Annotated in this window: 15 protein-coding genes; 4 read left to right on the top strand and 11 right to left on the bottom strand. The window is 68.3% G+C overall.

Annotated features, from left to right (window positions below; translation table 11 throughout):
* Positions 1-62 precede the first annotated feature (62 nt).
* From cysG to HUW53_RS14980, 3 genes are all read right to left on the bottom strand, one after another.
* On the bottom strand, positions 63-1,628 hold the full coding sequence (gene cysG, locus HUW53_RS14970) for a siroheme synthase CysG (RefSeq protein ID WP_237346567.1): 1,566 nt from the start codon (positions 1,626-1,628) through the stop codon (positions 63-65).
* Between the two features lie 124 nt (positions 1,629-1,752).
* The gene (polA, locus tag HUW53_RS14975; protein WP_237346568.1) at positions 1,753-4,749 is read right to left on the bottom strand and encodes a DNA polymerase I; all 2,997 of its coding nucleotides are present in this window, start codon (positions 4,747-4,749) and stop codon (positions 1,753-1,755) included.
* 93 nt (positions 4,750-4,842) lie between these two features.
* Positions 4,843-6,984 carry a sodium-translocating pyrophosphatase gene (locus HUW53_RS14980; RefSeq protein WP_237346569.1) on the bottom strand — a complete coding sequence of 714 codons (2,142 nt, stop codon included), beginning with the start codon at positions 6,982-6,984 and terminating at the stop codon, positions 4,843-4,845.
* 221 nt (positions 6,985-7,205) lie between these two features.
* Between HUW53_RS14980 and rimO the strand changes: the two genes are divergently transcribed.
* Positions 7,206-8,549 carry a 30S ribosomal protein S12 methylthiotransferase RimO gene (rimO, locus tag HUW53_RS14985; RefSeq protein ID WP_237346570.1) on the top strand — a complete coding sequence of 448 codons (1,344 nt, stop codon included), beginning with the start codon at positions 7,206-7,208 and terminating at the stop codon, positions 8,547-8,549.
* Positions 8,550-8,657: 108 nt separating this feature from the next.
* On the opposite strand, the gene rpoZ is transcribed toward rimO, so the two are convergent.
* The gene (gene rpoZ / locus HUW53_RS14990; RefSeq protein ID WP_237346571.1) at positions 8,658-9,047 is read right to left on the bottom strand and encodes a DNA-directed RNA polymerase subunit omega; all 390 of its coding nucleotides are present in this window, start codon (positions 9,045-9,047) and stop codon (positions 8,658-8,660) included.
* 203 nt (positions 9,048-9,250) lie between these two features.
* Between rpoZ and HUW53_RS14995 the strand changes: the two genes are divergently transcribed.
* Both HUW53_RS14995 and HUW53_RS15000 read left to right on the top strand, forming a co-directional pair.
* Complete coding sequence (locus HUW53_RS14995; RefSeq protein ID WP_237346572.1) at positions 9,251-9,859, top strand: LabA-like NYN domain-containing protein; 609 nt, start codon at positions 9,251-9,253, stop codon at positions 9,857-9,859.
* Between the two features lie 10 nt (positions 9,860-9,869).
* Entirely contained in the window at positions 9,870-10,586 is a 717-nt protein-coding gene (locus HUW53_RS15000) for a uracil-DNA glycosylase (protein WP_237346573.1), read from the top strand.
* Between the two features lie 21 nt (positions 10,587-10,607).
* Here HUW53_RS15000 and HUW53_RS15005 read toward each other — a convergent pair whose 3' ends face one another.
* The 5 genes from HUW53_RS15005 to HUW53_RS15025 all read right to left on the bottom strand — a co-directional run bounded on the left by HUW53_RS15005 (position 10,608) and on the right by HUW53_RS15025 (position 13,912).
* Positions 10,608-11,177 carry a peroxiredoxin gene (locus tag HUW53_RS15005; protein ID WP_237346574.1) on the bottom strand — a complete coding sequence of 190 codons (570 nt, stop codon included), beginning with the start codon at positions 11,175-11,177 and terminating at the stop codon, positions 10,608-10,610.
* Positions 11,174-11,578: a VOC family protein gene (locus HUW53_RS15010; RefSeq protein ID WP_237346575.1), complete on the bottom strand. Its 405-nt coding sequence runs from the start codon at positions 11,576-11,578 to the stop codon at positions 11,174-11,176. The genes HUW53_RS15005 and HUW53_RS15010 overlap by 4 nt, the downstream gene beginning before the upstream one ends.
* 11 nt (positions 11,579-11,589) lie before the next feature.
* Positions 11,590-12,066: an SsrA-binding protein SmpB gene (smpB, locus tag HUW53_RS15015; RefSeq protein ID WP_237346576.1), complete on the bottom strand. Its 477-nt coding sequence runs from the start codon at positions 12,064-12,066 to the stop codon at positions 11,590-11,592.
* Between the two features lie 80 nt (positions 12,067-12,146).
* Complete coding sequence (dapA, locus tag HUW53_RS15020) at positions 12,147-13,046, bottom strand: 4-hydroxy-tetrahydrodipicolinate synthase (RefSeq protein WP_272904256.1); 900 nt, start codon at positions 13,044-13,046, stop codon at positions 12,147-12,149.
* A 272-nt stretch (positions 13,047-13,318) separates the two neighbouring features.
* Entirely contained in the window at positions 13,319-13,912 is a 594-nt protein-coding gene (locus tag HUW53_RS15025; RefSeq protein ID WP_237346577.1) for a hypothetical protein, read from the bottom strand.
* On the opposite strand from HUW53_RS15025, the gene HUW53_RS15030 reads away from it, so the two are divergent.
* A complete protein-coding gene (locus HUW53_RS15030) occupies positions 13,911-15,743 on the top strand; it encodes a lytic transglycosylase domain-containing protein (protein ID WP_237346578.1) in 1,833 nt (610 codons plus the stop codon). The two genes, HUW53_RS15025 and HUW53_RS15030, sit on opposite strands and share 2 nt — an antisense overlap.
* 216 nt (positions 15,744-15,959) lie before the next feature.
* Here HUW53_RS15030 and HUW53_RS15035 read toward each other — a convergent pair whose 3' ends face one another.
* Both HUW53_RS15035 and HUW53_RS15040 read right to left on the bottom strand, forming a co-directional pair.
* Positions 15,960-16,676, bottom strand: coding sequence for a hypothetical protein (locus tag HUW53_RS15035; RefSeq protein WP_237346579.1), 717 nt, complete (start codon positions 16,674-16,676; stop codon positions 15,960-15,962).
* Between the two features lie 100 nt (positions 16,677-16,776).
* Positions 16,777-18,924, bottom strand: a complete 2,148-nt coding sequence (locus HUW53_RS15040; RefSeq protein ID WP_237346580.1) for an OmpA family protein — start codon at positions 18,922-18,924, stop codon at positions 16,777-16,779.
* Positions 18,925-19,145: the final 221 nt, after the last annotated feature.

A 19,145-nucleotide genomic window follows, 5' to 3' on the forward strand; every position in this document is an offset into this window, starting at 1 on the left:
CGTTCGCGGGCCCACGCGCTCGACGCAAGCGCGGCCTCGGCGCTCCGATCGTTGATCCCAGCTCAAAGGCCGGAGCCGGCGACCTCCAGGGGATGGGCACCGCCCCGATCCGCCGCGCCCCCCATCCGGCGCACGGGCGCAGGGCGCTCGGCGGCGCCGGAGGCGGGCGGAGCGCCCGTATCATCGCACGCCGCATCCGCCAACGCCGCCGCAAGCGCGTGACCATAGAGCACGAGGCAGGGGCCAGACGCCCCCTCGTCCACGGCCCGATCCACCGCCTCGGCCAGCGTGGCGATGGTGGCGCGCGCGATCCGCTCCTCCGGCCGGGTGGCGGCGAACACCGCCACCGCCGGAGTGGAGGGGTCGAGGCCGGCGGGCATGAGGCGGGCCACCAGATCCTTCAGGGTGTGGCGGGGCATGTAGACCACAGTGGTGGCCACCGGATCGGCCAATGCCTTGAAATCCAGGTCTTCCGGCAGCCGGCCATTGCGGGCGTGGGCGGTGACGAACTGAAGCCGCCGCGCATGGTCGCGATGGGTCAGCGAGGCCATGAGCCGGCTCGCCGCCCCCTGGGCGGAGGAGATGCCCGGCACCACCTCCACCGGAATACCGGCCGCGCGACAGGCGGCGATTTCCTCTCCCGCACGTCCGAAGATCATGGGCTCGCCGCCCTTGAGACGCACCACCCGCCGTCCCTCGCGCGCAAGGGTCACCATCATCGCGTTGATGTCGTCCTGCTTGCAGGAGGGGCCGTAGCCGGTCTTGCCCACCAGCATCTTGCGCGCCTCGCGGCGGGCGAAATCCAGCACCGCGGCGGAAACGAGGTCGTCATAGAGCACCACATCCGCCGATTGTAGGGCGCGCACGGCCTTCAGGGTCAGCAATTCCGGATCGCCGGGACCCGCCCCCACCAGCACCACGGAGCCGCCCGCGACCCGTGCCGCGCCGGCGAGCAGCGCTTCGCGGTCGGCGGCCTCGGGCACCCGGTTCGGCTCGGTCAGGGCCTTGGCGCTGAAGCGCTCCCAAAAGGCGCGCCGGGCCTGGGCCGACAAGCCGAGCCCGGAGAGGGACCGCCGCCATGCGCGCGCGGCATCCGCCCAGAGCGAGAAGCCGGCCGGCAGCAGCGCCTCGATCTTCGCCCGCACCGCCTGCCCGAACACCGGCGCTGCCCCATCGGTGGAAATGCCCACCACCAGCGGCGAACGATTGACGATGGCGCCGAAGGTGAAATCGCCGACGTTTGGCCGATCCACCGCATTCACCGGCACGCCCGCCGCCCGCGCCGCATCGGCGAAGCGGACGGCGTCCGCCTCGGCCGGAAAGGCGCACACCGCCAAGGTCGCGCCAGTAAGGTCCTCCGCCCGCCAGTCCCGCGGATGCAGCACCAGCACCCCATCGGGAGGCGCGCGGGTCAGCGACTCCAGCTCCGGAACGGGCGCCGGCGTGAACACCTCGACCCGTGCCCCGGCGGCGCAGAGCAATTCCGCCTTCCAGGCCACGGCGCTCCCCTCGCCCGCCACCACCACGCGCCGCCCCTTGAGGCCGAAGAACACCGGCAACCGGGCGAGCGGCGCCATGTGGGCGTCGGGGGTGACGCTGGGGCGGCGGATGAGGCCGGAAATGGCCATGGGCACTCCACTCCAATTCATGAAACAGACCGGCACCGACCGGCCTATTTCACAAAGTAGACGAGCATCCACATACATTCAACGCATATTGACGTGTTTTTCGTAAATAACACAAATTATTTGTTTAATGAGCCTCGTCCCAGTTTGCGGCGGCGCGGGCATCCACCTTCAGGGGCACGGCGAGGGATACGGCGGGGGCGGCGGCGGCCTCCATCACCTCCCGCACCAGGGGCAGGGTCTTCTCCACCTCCGCCTCCGGCACCTCGAACACCAGTTCGTCGTGCACCTGCAGCAGCATGCGGGCGGAGAGCCGGGCCGCCTCCAGGGCCGGCTCCATGCGGATCATGGCGCGGCGGATGATGTCGGCAGCGGTGCCCTGAAGGCGGGCGTTGATGGCGGCACGCTCGTTGAAGGCGCGGATGGAGGGGTTCTTGGCCGCGATGTCCGGATAGTGGCAGCGCCGGCCGAACAGGGTTTCCACATAGCCGTGCTCGCGGCAGAAGGTCTTGGTCACCTCCATGTAGTCGCGAATGCCGGGGAAGCGCTCGAAATAGCGCTTGATGTACTGCCCGGCCTCCTCGCGCCCGATGCCGAGCTGGTTGGCGAGCCCGAATGCGGAGATGCCGTAGATGATGCCGAAATTGATGGCCTTGGCCCGGCGGCGCACTTCGCTGGGCATGTCCTTCACCGGCACCCCGAACATCTCCGAGGCGGTCATGGCGTGGATGTCGAGCCCCTCCTTGAACGCCTGGCGCAGCGCCGGGATTTCCGCGATCTCCGCCAGCAGGCGCAGCTCGATCTGCGAATAGTCGGCGGACACCAGCTTGTTGCCCGCTTCCGCCACGAACGCGCGGCGGATGCGCCGTCCCTCCTCCGTACGCACCGGAATGTTCTGGAGGTTCGGATCGGACGAGGACAGGCGCCCGGTGGTGGTGGCGGCGAGCGCGTAGGAGGTGTGGACCCGATGGGTGTCCCGGTTCACGAAATTGGGCAGGGCATCGGTGTAGGTGGAACGCAGCTTGGCGAGCTGGCGCCATTCCAGGATCTTTTGCGGCAGGACATGGCCCGCCTCGGCCAGTTCCTCCAGCACATTGGCCTTGGTGGACCAGGCCCCGGTCGGGGTCTTGGAACCGCCCGGCAACGCCATCTTGCCGAACAGGATGTCGCCCATCTGCTTGGGGCTGCCCACGTTGATCTTCTCGCCGGCGATCTCCGCGATCTCGTCCTCCACCCGCGCCGCGCCCTGGGCGAACTCGGACGACAGGCGCGCCAGCAGCGCCTTGTCGATGGAGATGCCCCGCGCCTCCATGCGGGTCAGCACCGGGATCAGCGGCCGCTCCAGGGTCTCATAGACGGTGGCGCGCCCCTCCGCCGCAAGACGGGGCTTCAACACCCGCCACAGGCGCAGCGTCACGTCCGCATCCTCGGCGGCGTATTGGGTGGCTGGCTCCAGGGCGATCTTATCGAACGTCACCTGCCCCTTGCCCTTGCCCACCACCTCGGTGAAGGCGATGGGCGTATGGCCGAGATGGCGGACCGCAAGCTCGTCCATGCCATGGCCGTTGAGCCCGGCATCGAGCGCGTAGGAGATGCACATGGTGCAGTCGATGGGGGCCACGGTGATGCCGTAGCGCGACAGCATCAGCACATCATATTTGGCGTTCTGGCCGATCTTGAGGGTGCCTGCATCCTCCAGCATGGGCTTCAAGGCCGCGATGGCCTTCTCAAGCGGGATCTGGCCCGCGATCAGCCCCTCGCTGAACAAACCGTCGCCCGCGCCCACATGGGCAAGGGGAATATAGCAGGCCTCATTGGGCGAAAGCGCCAGGGACACGCCCACCAGATCCGCCGACATGGGATCAAGCGAGGTGGTCTCGGTGTCGAAGGCGACGACCCCCTGGTCGATGGCCTTGGCGCACCAGGCCTCCAGCTCGGCAAGGTCGGTGATGGTGCGATAGGCGCCGCGATTCACCGGGGTCGCGCGCGCGGCCTCGGCGCGGGCCTGGGCGAGATCGGCCGGCTTGAGACTGACCTCGCCGCCGGCATCCGCCGCCGGCTTGCCGGGGGAAACGACGGCGGCGCCCTCCCCCGCCGTCGTTTCCCCCGCATCCTCCCCGCCGAGGGTGAAGAGGCCCTGCGGGGCGAGCTTGGGGTCGGGGTCGATGGCGCTCGGGTCCACCCCATAGGCTTCCGCCACGCGACGGGTGATGGTGGTGAATTCCATGGCTTTCAGGAACGCCACCAGCGGCCGCGCGTCGGGCTCCTCCAGCACCAGGTCTTCGAGCGACACCTCGACCGGCACGTCGCGCACCAGCTCCACCAGCTGCTTGGAGATCCGCGCGGACTCTTCGTTGTCGATCAGCGACTGGCGGCGCTTGGGCTGCTTGATCTCACCGGCGCGGGCGAGCAGCGTGTCGAGGTCCCCATATTCATTGATGAGCTGGGCGGCGGTCTTGATGCCGATGCCCGGCACGCCCGGCACATTGTCGGTGGAATCGCCGGCCAGCGCCTGCACATCCACCACCTTGTCCGGTGGCACGCCGAAATATTCCACCACCTCGGCCTCGCCGATGCGCCGCTCCGGCCGCGCCCCGCGCCCGCCGCTCTCGCCCGAGGCCGGATCGTACATGGCCACATGCGGGCCGATGAGCTGCATCAGGTCCTTGTCGGCGGAGACGATCAGCACGTCCGCCCCCGCCTTCACCGCCTGCTGGGCATAGGTGGCGATGAGGTCGTCGGCCTCGTAGCGCGCCTGCTCAACCGGCAGCAGGCCGAACGCGCGTACCGCCTCCCGCATCAGCGGAAACTGGGGAATGAGTTCGTCCGGCGGATCGGAACGGTTGGCCTTGTAGGCAGGATAGAGCGCCTTGCGGAAGGAGTCCTCCGACTTGTCGAAGATGATGGCGAGATGGGTCGGCTTGATGCCGACCGCGCCGTCCCGCACGAACTGGAACAGCTTGGTGCAAAACAGCCGCACCGCGCCCGTGGGCAGCCGGTCGGAGCGGAAATTATACTTCCGGTCCTGGTTGATGGACTGGAAATAGGCCCGGAACACGAAGGAGGAGCCATCCACCAGAAACACGCGGTCTCCGGGCTTGATGGGGCGGGGCGAAGGGGACATGGCAAAAATCCGTCGTGGCGCCGGGCTGGCGCGGGGCAAAACGCCCGGCACGATGCCCGACCCCAGCCTCGGGAACAACCCCGCCCGTCCCCCTCAGTGGCCGAGCACGGCCAGCAGCAGCAGCGCCACGATGTTGGTGATCTTGATCATGGGGTTCACCGCCGGCCCGGCCGTGTCCTTGTAGGGATCACCCACGGTGTCGCCGGTCACGGCCGCCTTGTGCGCCTCCGAGCCTTTTTCGTGGCGCACGCCGTCCTTGTCGATGAAGCCGTCCTCGAACGACTTCTTGGCATTGTCCCAGGCGCCGCCGCCCGAGGTCATGGAGATGGCCACGAACAGCCCGGTGACGATGACGCCGAGCAACATCGCCCCCACCGCCGAAAAGGCCGCCGACTTGCCGGCCACCCCGCCGCCCGCCACCAGATAGATGGCGAAATAGCACACCACCGGCGACAGCACCGGCAGCAGCGAGGGCAGGATCATCTCCTTGATGGCGGCGCGGGTCAGGAGGTCCACGGCGCGGGAATAATCGGGCTTCTCGCGCCCGGCCATGATGCCCGGCTTCTCGCGGAACTGCCGGCGCACCTCCTCCACGATGGCGGATGCCGCGCGCCCCACCGCGGTCATGCCCATGGCGGCGAACAGGAACGGCAGCAGCCCGCCGAACAGCAGCCCCACCACCACATAGGGGTTTTCCAGGGAGAAATCGGGTGTGACGCCCCAAAAATAGGTACCCGCCCCGGCCTGGGCGATGAAATACTTCAGATCCTGGCTGTAGGCGGCGAACAGCACCAGGGCGCCGAGACCGGCGGAGCCAATGGCATAGCCCTTGGTGACCGCCTTGGTGGTGTTGCCCACCGCGTCGAGGGCATCCGTGGATTGACGCACCTCCTTCGGCAGGCCGCTCATCTCGGCGATGCCGCCGGCATTGTCGGTGACCGGGCCGAAGGCATCGAGGGCGACGATCATGCCGGCCAGCGCCAGCATGGTGGTGGCGGCGATGGCGATGCCGAACAGGCCGGCGAGCCCATAAGCGGCGAGAATGCCGGCGATGATGACGAGAGTGGGCAGCGCCGTCGCCTCCAGCGACACCGCGAGCCCCTGGATGATGTTGGTGCCGTGCCCCGTTACCGAGGCCTGGGCGATGGACACCACCGGGCGATGACCCGTACCGGTATAATATTCGGTGATAACGACGATGCCGCCCGTCACCACGAGCCCCACGATCCCGCACAGGAACAGCGCCGTGCCGGAGAAGGCGGCCCCGGCGATGGGTCCGAAGCCGGGCAAGAGCCAGGTGACCAGCGCCAGCGCGAACACCGAGAGCCCGCCGGTGGCGAGCAGCCCGCGGTAGAGCGCCCCCATGATGCTGGAATTGGGCCTGAGCTTCACGAAGAAGGTGCCGGCGATGGAGGTGAGGATGCACGCCCCGCCGATGGCCAGCGGATAGAGCTGGAGCGCGTGCAGCGTCTGCGGCGTCGCGGCGAAGAAGATGGCGGCCAGCACCATGGTGGCCACCACCGTCACCGCATAGGTCTCGAACAGGTCGGCCGCCATGCCGGCGCAGTCGCCGACATTGTCCCCCACATTGTCGGCGATGGTGGCGGGGTTGCGCGGATCATCCTCGGGAATGCCCACCTCCACCTTGCCCACCAGGTCGCCGCCCACGTCCGCGCCCTTGGTGAAGATGCCGCCGCCGAGGCGGGCGAAGATGGAAATGAGCGAAGCGCCGAAGCCGAGCGCCACCAGCGCATTCACCACGGTGCGGCTGGAGGGGGAAAAGCCCAGCCCTTCGGTCAGCACCAGGAAATAGACGGAAACCCCCAGCAGCGCGAGGCCCGCCACCAGCAGGCCGGTGACGGCGCCGGCCTTGAAGGCGAGGTCGAGGCCGGCCGCGAGCGAGCGCATGGCCGCCTGGGCGGTGCGCACATTGGCCCGCACCGACACATTCATGCCGATGAAGCCGGCGGCGGCGGAAAGGGTGGCGCCGATGGCGAAGCCGATGGCCACGAGCCAGCCGAGCCCCAGCCCCAGCAGCACGAAGATGACGCCACCCACCGCGCCGATGGTGAGGTATTGCCGCTTGAGATAGGCGCCCGCGCCCTCGGCGATGGCGGCGGCGATCTCCTGCATGCGGGCCGATCCGGGATCGGCCGCCATGAGGTCGCGGACCGCCCAGGCCCCATAGGCGAGGGCCAGAAGACCGCAGGCAATGATCGGCAGCAGCGTCAGCATGAAGCCTCTCCTCAGCGTTTCCGTGTCTTGGTCATTATACCTGCGAGTGTGGGAGAGATGACGACGGCGGACAAGGGACTTGCCGCGCACTGCGGCAGGCCGCGCCCACGCCTGCCGCAATGCCGAAGGCGCCGGCCCGCGCCCAGCGGGATTGACGGAAGCCCCGCGCTCCCCTAACCCGTGCCCCCTGCCCCCAACAGTTGAAGAAGCCGTCGCGCATCATGGCCGAGACCGCGCAGAAGTCGCCCCGTATCTCCTTTGTTTCCCTCGGCTGCCCGAAGGCGCTGGTGGACAGCGAGCGCATCGTCACGCGCCTGCGCGCGGAGGGGTATGAACTCACCAAGACCCATGCGGGGGCCGATCTCGTCATCGTGAACACCTGCGGCTTCCTCGACAGCGCCAAGGCCGAAAGCCTGAAGGCCATCGGCGATGCGCTGGCCGAGAACGGCAAGGTGGTGGTCACCGGCTGCATGGGCGCCGAGCCCGACCAGATCACCGCCGCCCATCCCGGCGTGCTCGCCATCACCGGCCCGCAGCAATATGAGAGCGTGCTCACCGCCGTGCATGCGGCGGTGCCGCCCCAACACGATCCCTTCCTCGACCTCGTGCCGGACCAGGGGGTGAAGCTCACCCCGCGCCACTACGCTTACCTCAAGATTTCCGAGGGCTGCTCCAACCGCTGCACCTTCTGCATCATCCCCAAGCTGCGCGGCGATCTCGTCTCCCGCCCGGCCGGCGAGGTGCTGCGCGAGGCGGAAAAGCTGGTGAAGGCCGGCGTCAAGGAATTGCTCGTCATCTCGCAGGACACCTCCGCCTATGGGCAGGACCTGCGCTATGCCCCGAGCCTGTGGAAGAGAGCGGACGGGGAGAAAGAGGTGGCCACCCGCTTCCTCGACCTCGCCGCCGCCCTGGGGGAGCTTGGCGCCTGGGTGCGCCTGCATTATGTCTATCCCTACCCGCATGTGGACGCGGTGATGGATCTGATGGCGGCCGGCAAGGTACTGCCCTATCTCGATATTCCCTTCCAGCACGCGAGCCCGTCCGTGCTGCGGCGCATGAAGCGGCCCGCCGCCCAGGAGAAGACGCTGGCCCGCATCCAGGCCTGGCGGGAGAAGGTGCCGGACCTCACCTTGCGCTCCACCTTCATCGTCGGCTTCCCGGGCGAGACCGAGGCCGAGTTCCAGGAGCTTCTCGACTTCCTGGACGCGGCGGAAATCGACCGCGCCGGCGCCTTCAAGTTCGAGCCGGTGGCCGGCGCGCCCGCCAACGCGCTCGAAAACCCGGTGCCGGACGAGGTGAAGGCCGAACGCTACGATCGCTTCATGCGCACCCAGCAGGTGGTTTCCGCCCGGCGGCTGAAGCGCAAGGTGGGTACCCGCCAGCAGGTCATCATCGACAGCGTGACCCCGTTCGGGGGCATCGGCCGCACCAAGGGCGACGCCCCCGAAATCGACGGCACCGTAAAGGTCTCCGCCCGCCGGCCACTGCGGGTGGGCGAGATCGCCACCGTGAAGATCGAGGCGTCCGGCCCCTACGACCTGTCGGGCACCGCCGTCGGATTCTGAGCGCGCCTTTGCCAGACTACGCCTGCGGGCGCCGGGCGGCGGACACACGAAAGCGCCCGCCCAGGTCACCGGGCAGGCGCTTTTCTCTCTCGCGAGAAGGCGGACGGATCAGCCTTCGTCGTCGTCCGAATGCTCCGGCGGCACCAGTCCCTGGAGGCCGGCGAGCAGCTCTTCTTCCGTCATGCGGTCAAGCACGATGTCGCTGTCGTCGCCGCTGCCGCTCTCGCCAGAGGCGATCATGGGCACGGCTTCCGGCTCGGGCTCGTCCACTTCCGTGTACTTCTGCAGCGAATGGATCAGATCTTCCTTCAGATCCTCGGGGCTCACCGTCTCATCGGCGATTTCGCGCAGCGCCACCACCGGGTTCTTGTCGTTGTCGCGGTCGATGGTAATCTGGGAGCCCGACGAAATCATGCGGGCGCGATGGGCGGCGAGCAGCACCAGTTCAAACCGGTTGTCCACCTTGTCGATGCAATCTTCAACCGTGACACGGGCCATGGGCTCGGCACTCCCTCATGCGCGCAGGCGCTGGATCTTAAGCCTGGGAAGAGGGGGTCGATACAACACTTCAACATCTTGGGCAAGCGCCAGGCACCTTTTTCGCTTGCGTTGAATCGGCCTTCGTCGGAGAAAGGCAGCGGACGGCACGGGATTCAGTCGTTCCAGCGTTATGGCCATCCCATTCCATCGGCGGACATTTTATGCAGGGCCTTGAAAAGATCGCTCTTCTCATCGACGGCGCTAATCTATACTCCGCGACCAAGGCGCTCGGCTTCGACATCGACTACAAGCGCCTTCTGAAGGAATTCCAGAGCCGCGGATACCTTCTGCGCGCCTTCTATTATACCACCCTGATAGAGGATCAGGAGTATTCCTCCATCCGCCCGCTGCTCGACTGGCTGGATTACAACGGCTATTCGGTCGTGACCAAAATGGCCCGCGAGTTCACGGACGCCCAGGGCCGCCGGCGCGTGCGCGGAAACATGGACATCGAGATCGCCGTCGACGCCATGGAACTGGCCGAGCACGTGGATCACATTGTGTTGTTCTCCGGCGACGGCGATTTCCGCTCCCTGGTGGAAGCGCTGCAGCGGAAGGGCATCCGGGTGTCGGTGGTGTCCACCATCTCCACGCAGCCGCCGCTCATCGCCGACGACCTGCGGCGCCAGGCGGACATTTTCATCGACCTCGTGGAGCTGCAGCCCAAGATCGGCCGCGACCCCTCCGAGCGCCAGGGCCGCATGCAGGAAACCCCGCGTTTCCTGGAGCGTCGCGGCGCCCCCGTCAGCTCCGACAGCGACGACTGCTGAGCGCGCCACCATGGCGCGTGTCGCCCGATCTCCCGCGCGAAAAGGATCCGCGGGCACGGCCCCGGCCGTCCCCCCGCCGAGCCTGGCAACGCATCTCGCGCCAGAGCCGGCGGCCGACTGTGATCTGTGTCCCCGTCTCGCAACGTTTCGGCACGAATGGCATCAGGCCGAACCGTCCTGGTTCAATGCCCCCGTGCCCGCCTTCGGGCCGGCGACCGCGCGCCTGCTCATCGTGGGGCTCGCGCCGGGCCTGCGCGGCGCCAATCGCACCGGGCGCCCGTTCACCGGCGACTATGCCGGCGACCTGCTGTACGCCACGCTGCTCCATTTCGGCTTTGCCCATGGCCATTACGACGCCCGCCCCGACGACGGCCTGACCCTGAAAGACGCGCGCATCGTAAATGCCGTGCGCTGCGTGCCGCCGCAGAACAAGCCGACGCCGGAAGAAATCCGCACCTGCCGGCGCTTCCTCACCCCCGTTTTTTCCGAGATGCCGCACCTCAAGGCGGTGGTGACCTTGGGCAAGATCGCCCACGATTCCACCTTGGCCGCCCTCGGCGCCAAGGCGTCACACCTCAAGTTCGGGCATGGGGCGTCGGGCGACATCGGCGGCCTCAAGGTGTTCGCGAGCTATCATTGCTCGCGCTACAACACCAACACCGGCGTGCTGACGCCGGCCATGTTCCACGCCGTGTTTCAAGCGGCGCGCGCCTTCCTCGCCACATGAACGCGCCATGGGAGGCAGGCTTTAGGTCTCGTCCGCGCCGCCCGTCAGATGGGCCAGCACCTGAGCCGCATTCTCGTGGGGTGGAAACACCGGATAGAAGACGTGGGAGATGGCGCCGCCCTCGATGATGAGGGTGATGCGCTTCAACAGCACCTCGCCTTCCACGGTGAAGGTGGGCAGGCGCACCGCATGGGCGAACTCCCGGCGATGGTCGGACAGAAGCGAGAACGGCAGGTCCAGCCGCTGCGCCGCCTCGTTCTGATAAGCCGTATCCTGCACCGAGAGCCCGAACACATACTCCACTCCGGCGGCGCGCAGATCCGCGTAATGGTCGCGGAAGGCGCACGACTGTGGCGTGCAGCCCCGCGCGCCGGGAATGGCATCCCACCCGTCCGGAGACGGTGTGCCCGGCGCGCCGGTGCGCGGATAGACATAGACCACCGCCCGGCCCGAGAGCGAGGACAGATCCACCCGCCGCCCATCGGTCGACAGAAGCGGAATGATGGGCAATTCCAGCCCCGGCAGATGATCGGCAGCCCCGTCATCCTCGGGAGTGGGAAGATCACGCGGCAGGGTCAGAAAATCACTCATGGCGCCCTCGCATAGGAGATGAATTCGAGCAGAGACCCATCGGGATCGCGGAAATACACGCTGAGACCCGGCCCCAGAGCACCGAAGCGCGCCACCGGCCCAAGCTCGGGCGCGACGCCGTGCCGGGCAAGATGGGCGAGCGCATCCTCGATCGGCCCATCCCAGCGAAAACACAGGTCGCTGTTGCCGGGCGCCACGGGCACCCGCGCCACCGGCTTGGGGTCGAGTCCAGGTCCGTGCAGATTGAGCTGGCGATCCTTGAAGCGATAGACGAAGCCTGCCCCGCGAGGCAGCACCTGCGCCCCCAGCACGGCGGCGTAGAAGGCGTTCGACACCGTGAAATCACGCACATGGACCACGCAATGGTCCAGTTCCACCGGCAGCGGCTGATCCTCGCTCAAGGTCCGGCCTCCTATCCCCGCTCGCGCATGAGGCGCGCCTTGTCGCGCGTCCAGGACCGCTCCTTGAGCGCCTCGCGCTTGTCGTGGGTCTTGCGGCCCTTGGCGAGGGCGATCTCCACCTTGGCACGGCCGCGGTCGTTGAAATAGACCTTCAGCGGCACCACGGTCATGCCCTCCCGCTCCACCGCATTGCCGAGCTTGGCGATCTGCCGCTTGTGCAGCAGCAGCTTGCGGGGCCGTCGGGTCTCGTGGTTGAAGCGGTTGGCCTCCAGATATTCCGGGATATAGGCGTTATAGAGCCACATCTCGCCGTTCTTCTGGGCGGCATAGCTCTCGCCAATGGTGGCCTTGCCGGTGCGCAGGCTCTTGATCTCGGTGCCGGTCAAGGCGACGCCGGCCTCGAACACCTCCTCGATGGCATAATCGAACCTGGCTCGCCGGTTCTCCGCGGCCACCTTGCGGGGGGCATCGTTTTTCTTGTCGCTCATGCTGAGAACCTGATGTCTGCGGCCCCGGCAGACAAGGGGTGCCCGCGCAAAAGGCGGGCACCCTGCTTACCCGGGAAAGGTCAGCCGATGAGGCCGGCATGCTCCATGGCGGAACGCACCACCGCGCGGGTGGCTTCGGAAACCCGCACCAGCGGCAGGCGCACCTCGTCCCCCATCTTGCCGAGCAGGGACAGGGCATATTTGGTCGGGGTCGGGTTGGTCTCCACGAACAGAGCCATGTGCAGCGGCATCAGGCGGTCCTGGATCTCAAGAGCGGCGGCAAAATCGCCCTTCAGACAGGCCACCTGAAACTGCGAGCACAGACGCGGCGCGACGTTGGACGTCACCGAGATGCAGCCCACGCCGCCATGCGCCATGAAGCCGAGGGCGGTCGCATCCTCGCCGGACAGCTGGATGAAGTCCGCCCCCAGCACCTGCCGCTGCAGCGACACGCGCGCCATGGAGGCGGTGGCATCCTTCACCCCGACGATGTTCTTGATCTCGAACAGCCTGGCCATGGTCTCCACCGACATGTCGATCACCGATCGGCCGGGGATGTTGTAGATGAAGATCGGCAGGTCCACCGCCTCGGCGATGGCCTTGAAATGGTGGTAAAGCCCTTCCTGGGTGGGCTTGTTATAATAGGGCGTCACCACCAGGAGCGCGTTGGCGCCGACCTTCTGGGCGTGCTGGGCGAGGCCGACCGCTTCGGCGGTATTGTTGGACCCGGCGCCGGCGATCACCGGCACGCGACCGGCCGCCTGCTCCACCGCCCAGGTAACCACCTGGTAGTGCTCCTCATGGCTCAGGGTCGGGCTCTCGCCGGTCGTGCCCACCGGCACGAGGCCGTGGGTGCCCTCGGCGATCTGCCAGTCCACGAACCCACGAAACGCTTTCTCGTCCAGCGCCCCGTCGCGGAACGGAGTGACAAGGGCGGTGAAGGAGCCGCGGAACGGCGACGGAGACGGGATGGGCGACATGGCGAGCGCCTTGATTCCTGAAGAACTGGGTTGAAACGCGCAGGCAAGTCCCCGATGACGGCATTGTGATGACCGCGTGGGACTGCCTGGGACCGCCAGCCGGGGACGGCTCAAGAGTGATCCCATAGCCTGTCGCGGGCCTTCCGGAAAGGGGCTCGACGCAAAGCGGCGCGCGGCCGCGCTTTCGCCGCCTTCACCGGGCAGGTTGCGGCCCAGGGGTGAGGCACACGGATCACGCGCAAGCCCGATTGCGGGATCTGGTTAGGGATTCGTCAAGGCGCCTCGCCCAACATGGCGGCCACCATTCGAGAGCGCCCCGCAACGCGAGGAATCCTGATGTCGCCCTTCTCGAGTCTGATCTCCGCGAGCGCCCTGGCGATTACCGTCGCCCTGGCCGGCGTCGCGCATGCAGCCACGGAAGCGGCTCCTGCTCCCACGTCCAAGCCCTCCGCCGCCAAATCGAGCAGCGCCCCGTCCGGTGCCGCCAAGGATTCGAAGGGCTCCGGCAAATCGACGACGAACGCCAAGGCCTCGACCAGTTCCAAGTCCGCAACTTCCAAGTCCGCAACTTCCAAGTCTGCCACCACCTCCAAGGCCACGGCCAGCACCAAGAGCGCGGACAAGGGCAAGAGCACCGACAAGGGTAAGAGCACCGACAAGGGTAAGAGCACGGCCAGCGCCAAGAGCACCTCGAGCAAAAGCGCGACGGCGTCGAAAACCCCGGCTCCGAAGGTCTCCGCGCCGTCGCGCACGGCATCGCTCGCGGCCCCGGCGCTTGCGGCCTCCGCCGCCATCCCCAGCGGCGAGCTTGGCACCCTGAAGACCGCGGTCGTCGCCGCCAAGAACGGACGCGCCGGCGAAGCCATGGCCGCCGCCAGCCAGCTTGACGATCCGGTGGCGCGCAAGCTCGTGACCTGGCTGGTGATCCGGCATGCGCCCAACGATCTCGGCTTCAACAACATCTCCGAGTTCCTCAAGGAGGAGCCCGACTGGCCGACGCCCTCCACCCTGCGCCAGCGGGCCGAGCGCGTGCTGTTCCAGGAAAATCGCGATCCCGCCCGCACCCGCGCCTTCTTCGCCGAGCGCCCGCCCATCACCGGCGAGGGCAAGGTCGCGCTCGCCCGCGCGCTCATCGCCGGCGGCAACCGCTCCGACGCGGTGGACTGGGTGCGCGAGGCGTGGCGCGAGGACCAGCTGAACGAGAGCTTTGAAGCCAAGATCATGGACGAGTTCGGCTCGGTGCTCACCCGCACCGACCACAAGCTCCGGGCCGATCGCTTCAGCTACAAGCCGGATACGGAACGCGCCCTGCGGGCGGCCTCCCGCGCCGGCTCGGACGTGGTGGCCCTCACCAAGGCGCGGCTTGCCATCGCCCGCAAGGAGCCGAACGGCAGCGCGCTGCTCGCAGCCGTGCCCTTCACCCTCGCCAACGACCCGGCCTATCTGTTCGCGAAGGCGCAGCTTCTGCGCCGGGCCGACAAGCCCCAGGAGGCCGCGCGCGCCCTGCTCGGCGGCGCTGCCGAGGCCGAAGCCAATGCCGACCCTGACGAATGGTGGATCGAGCGCCGGCTGGTGGCGCGCGAACTGCTGGACGCCGGCGACCCCCAGACCGCCTACAAGGTGGCCGCCACCGGAGTCACCCCGAAGGCCGACAACTACCGGGCGGAGCAGCAGTTCACCGCCGGCTGGATCGCCCTGCGCTTCCTCAAGGATCCGCGCACCGCGGCGGCCCACTTCTCCCGGATCGGCCACGGGCAGAAGCATCCCATCACCCTGTCGCGCGCCGCCTATTGGCAGGGCCGCGCCGCCGAGGCCATGGGCGATGGCGGTCGCGCCCGCGCCGCCTATCAGGAGGCGGCCCAGTTTCCCGCCACCTATTATGGGCAGCTCGCCCGCACCCAGCTCGGCATGAGCCCGGTGGTACTGCGCACGGCGCAAGTGTCATTCCAGGACCGCAACGATTTCCCCCGCGTCGAGCCGGTCAAGGCGATCCGCCTGCTCTATGCCATCGGCGAGCGCGACACGACCCTGACCATCTATTACGATCTCGCCTGGCGCATGGAGAATTCCGGCCAGCTCGCGCTGCTCGCCAACCTCGCCGAGAGCAATGGCGATGCCCGCGGAGCGCTGGTGGTGGGCAAGGAGAGCATGGCCGAAGGCCACCCGCTGGAGCAGGAAGCCTTCCCCACCTTCGGCCTGCCGGCTTACACCTCCATCGGCAATCCGGTGGAAAAGGCGGCGGTCTATGCGGTGGCGCGGCAGGAGAGCCAGTTCAACCCGCGCACCCTCTCCAGCGCCAAGGCCATGGGCCTGATGCAGGTGACTCCGGAAGCGGGGCGCGAGGTCTCCAAGAAGACCGGAGCGCCCTATAACGAAGCCCGCCTCATGGGCGACCAGTCTTACAACGTGCAGTTCGGCGCCGCCGAGCTGGGCGAGCTGGTGCAGAATTACGACGGCAATTATGTGCTGGTGTTCGCCGCCTACAACGCCGGGCGCGGCAGCGTGCGCAAATGGATCGAGCGCTATGGCGACCCGCGCGACCCCAATGTGGACGTGGTGGACTGGGTGGAGATGATCCCGTTCGCGGAAACCCGGAACTACGTGCAGCGGGTGATGGAGAACTACCAAGCCTACAAGGTGCGCTTCAACAGCCCCAACAAGCTCCAGATGGAAGCCGATCTGCGCGGAACACGCTGACGCGACAGCCCGTCGAACCACCGCGCGCGGGGCGTCTCACGCCCCGCGCGGCGCGGAGGACAGATGCCAGAGGCGCGCGCCGGCTTCACTGAAGCGCTGCCGAACCTCAAGCCCGCCCAAACCCGAAGCCCGCCCAAATGGATCGGTCCCGCTCCCCCGCCATCCGGAGCCGGTGCAACGGGGCGGCATCGTCCGTGACATGCCCCTGTCGCGGGATCAGTCCTCCCCCTTCGGCTTGCGGGAGGCGGACGCCTCCGCCGAGAGCCCCACCGCCAGCGCCAGGGTTCGCGCCTGTCCGATCCAGTCCTCACGCTCGATGCGGCCCGGAAACGCAAGGTAGCGTCCCACCCACACCGCCTCTTCCGGCGTCCAGGCCGCGATCTGGTGGAAATGGTAGATGCCCAGCGCGTGCAACCGCTGTTCGTTCTGCGGCCCGATGCCCTTCAGCCGCTTCAGATCATCGCCGCCCCCCCCGTCCGGTGCCGCGAGCACCGGCGGTCGCACGCCGGGGTGCCCTTCCCCCTCGCGCACCGCGGTCCCGCCGCCCCGACGCCGGGGATCGAGCGGCGGCTCGTCCACAACCGCACCGGGCCGCACATTCAGCAAGTGGCTGAACAGATCCGCCACCGGCGCGCGCACCGGCGGCCCGCTCGCGCGGCCCTCGCTCGTCGCCGGCGACGGCCCGGCGTCAGACGCGACGGATGAAGGCGGGCTCGCCTCTGGTGCCACGACCTCCGCCGCAGCGGCTGGCGGCACCGCTGCGACCGGCAATGGGTCTATGGACACAGGCGGCGGCAGATGCGCCGGCACCGGCACCATCACCCCCGCCTCCGCGGCACGCCTCTGAAGCCGACGCAACCAGAGCCCAAGCCCGAGCCCGAGCACAAATGCCAGCAGCAGCAGCAGCAGAACTTCCACGTTGAAAGCCGTCACGGCGTGCCTCCCGTCCGCACCCTCTCAAGAAGATACCCGGTGACCGCGCCGATAGCGACCGCCGCCAGCAACTCGGGCCACAGCGACAGGGCAAGATAGATCATGGCCCCCGCCCCTCCTTCACCACGAATACGATGCGCCGGTTCTGGGCGCGTCCGGCTTCCGTGTCATTCAAGGCCACCGGCTGGGAGGCGCCGTGACCGGAGGTGGTGAGCCGCTCGCGGGCAATCCCCGCGTCCGCGAGGAACCCGGCCACCGCCACCGCGCGCGCCTCCGACAGACGTTGGTTGGCGGCCGCCTCGCCCACCGAATCGGTGTGCCCCGATACATCGACCACCGCCGACGGACAGCGCTGCAGCACGAACGCCAGCCGATCGAGCAGGCCCAGCGAATGGCGATCGATCCGCGCGCTCCCGGTATCGAACAAAATGGTTCCGCGCCCCATCAGATCGGAAATCAGGCCCTGGCATTCCTGCGCGCCCACCAGTGCGCCCGGCGCCGTCACATCCAGCACCGTCTCGGCCACGAACGAAGATTTGAGGTCGCGTTTCAATTCATTCTCGATCTCGCTCGCGGCGCGCCCCCGCAAGGCGGAGCCGGACAGGCGCAGCTGCGTATCGGTGATGGTGAGTTCGCCATTGGCCACCCGCGCGAGCCCCGAGAGGCCGGCGACAGCCGCCGGCAGAAAGCCCACCGGCGCACCGCCGCCAATGGCCGACAGGTCGTTCACCTTCTCCTTTAGGAAGTCACGCTCCAGCGCGGCCAACAGGGCGAGATGAGTCTTCTCATCCGGAAAAAAGCCCGAGACCGTGAGCCCTTCGCCATCGCGGCGCACCGCGAACACATAAGGCGAGATCCGCGGCGGCTCCACGCCCTCGGCGGTGGCCGACACGCCAGCGGGAACCGCGCCCATGGCCTTGGTCAGCGCCTGATAGGCGGACGAATCCAGCGCCTCGCCGCGAAGCGTGAGGGTGGCACCGCTGGCCGCGATGCGCCCGATGCGCAACCGCGCGAGCTGCGCCACCGCGAAATTGGCGCCCGCGCCCCAGACATCGGCCGGCGGGCCGCCCGAGGCCAAGCGCATTTCGCCCTGCACCGAAACACCGGGAAAGGCGCTGCGCACGGCATCCGACAACAGCCGCCGCGCTTCTTCCGAGGGGACATAGCCGCCGAGCCGAATGCCGTCCGCCGTGCGCTCGATCTGCCAGGTGAACGGCGCCGCGCGTGGCGGGTCCACCGCAAAGCGCGTCACCTGAAAGCCCTCGGGCGGCGCCTTGCGGGCCGCGGCCAGGGCCTCGAACACGGCGAACGTCGGCGCGCTGCCCTCGACCGTGATCGTGCTGTCCGCCACCGTGACTTGAAGCTGCGGCGCCTGCGCCAGCAGCCGCCCCGCATAACGCACCGCCTTCAGCCACAGATCCGTGCTCGGAGCACCATCGGCAAGGTGGGTGTCATCGCGGACGGTGACGCCGGGCAGGGCCTCGGCCACGGCTCTCGCCACCTCCGCCCGCGCCGCGTCCGAGGGCACGAACCCCGACACGCGCAGCGTGTCGCCCTCGCGGCTTGCCGACCACACGAACGGCGAGGCCACCGGCGGCCGCACAGCGAAACGCGCCAGCGTCATCCCATAGGGCAGCGGGCCACGCACCGTCTCCGCAAGGGCGCCGTAGGTCGCAAGGTCCGGTGCCCGGCCCTCGATGGCGAAGGCGCCATCCGACAGGGTAATGCGCCCGGATGGCAACCGATTGAGTTGCGTCAGCGCGAATTCGACCAGCCCGGCGAAATCCCCGGCCGGCGCGCCGCGCGCGCGCACCAACCGATCCTGTCCAGTGAGCCCGTTTCCCGATGCCTTCACCGCCGCCACAATCCGCGCCAGGGCGTAATGCGACGGCACATAGCCATCGAGCGAGATCATGCGCGCGTCCTTGACCGCGCTGAAGGTGAACGGCCGCCGCTCCGGCAGCAGCGTGGTCGCGTCGTGGACCGCGCGGACACCGAACATGTTCGCCAGCGAAGCCCGGACCTTGGCGCGGGCTTCTTCCGCCAGCGACTCGCCCTCAAGGGTGGCATCCCGCCCCTCGAAGCGCGCGGTCGCCCAGGATTCCCCAGTGCGCGCCAACACCGCCTCGGCATTGCGGGTCAGATCTTCCTCAATGGGCCCGCGCGCCGTGACCAGGGTGAAGGCAGCAACCCCCGCCCACGCGAGCACACCCAGCGCCAACACCCACGCCCGCCAACGCGCGCCCATCGCGCCGCCCCGCCTGGTCCCCCCCGCGGGGCGTTCGCCTGTGGCGCCCGCGTCCGCGCGGCCGGCTTCGCTCCCCGGTGAATCCACCGCCATGAACCCGCCTCTCCCGATCTGTCCGCGACACCATCCGGGAGTTCAGCACATTTACGTCTGTATCCGAAACCCCATGAGGCGCCGCGCGCCACCGGCGCCCCGCCAACATGCGAAAAGGCCCCCCCGAG

Source organism: Xanthobacter agilis, from assembly GCF_021730435.1.
Classification (GTDB): Bacteria; Pseudomonadota; Alphaproteobacteria; order Rhizobiales; family Xanthobacteraceae; genus Xanthobacter; species Xanthobacter agilis.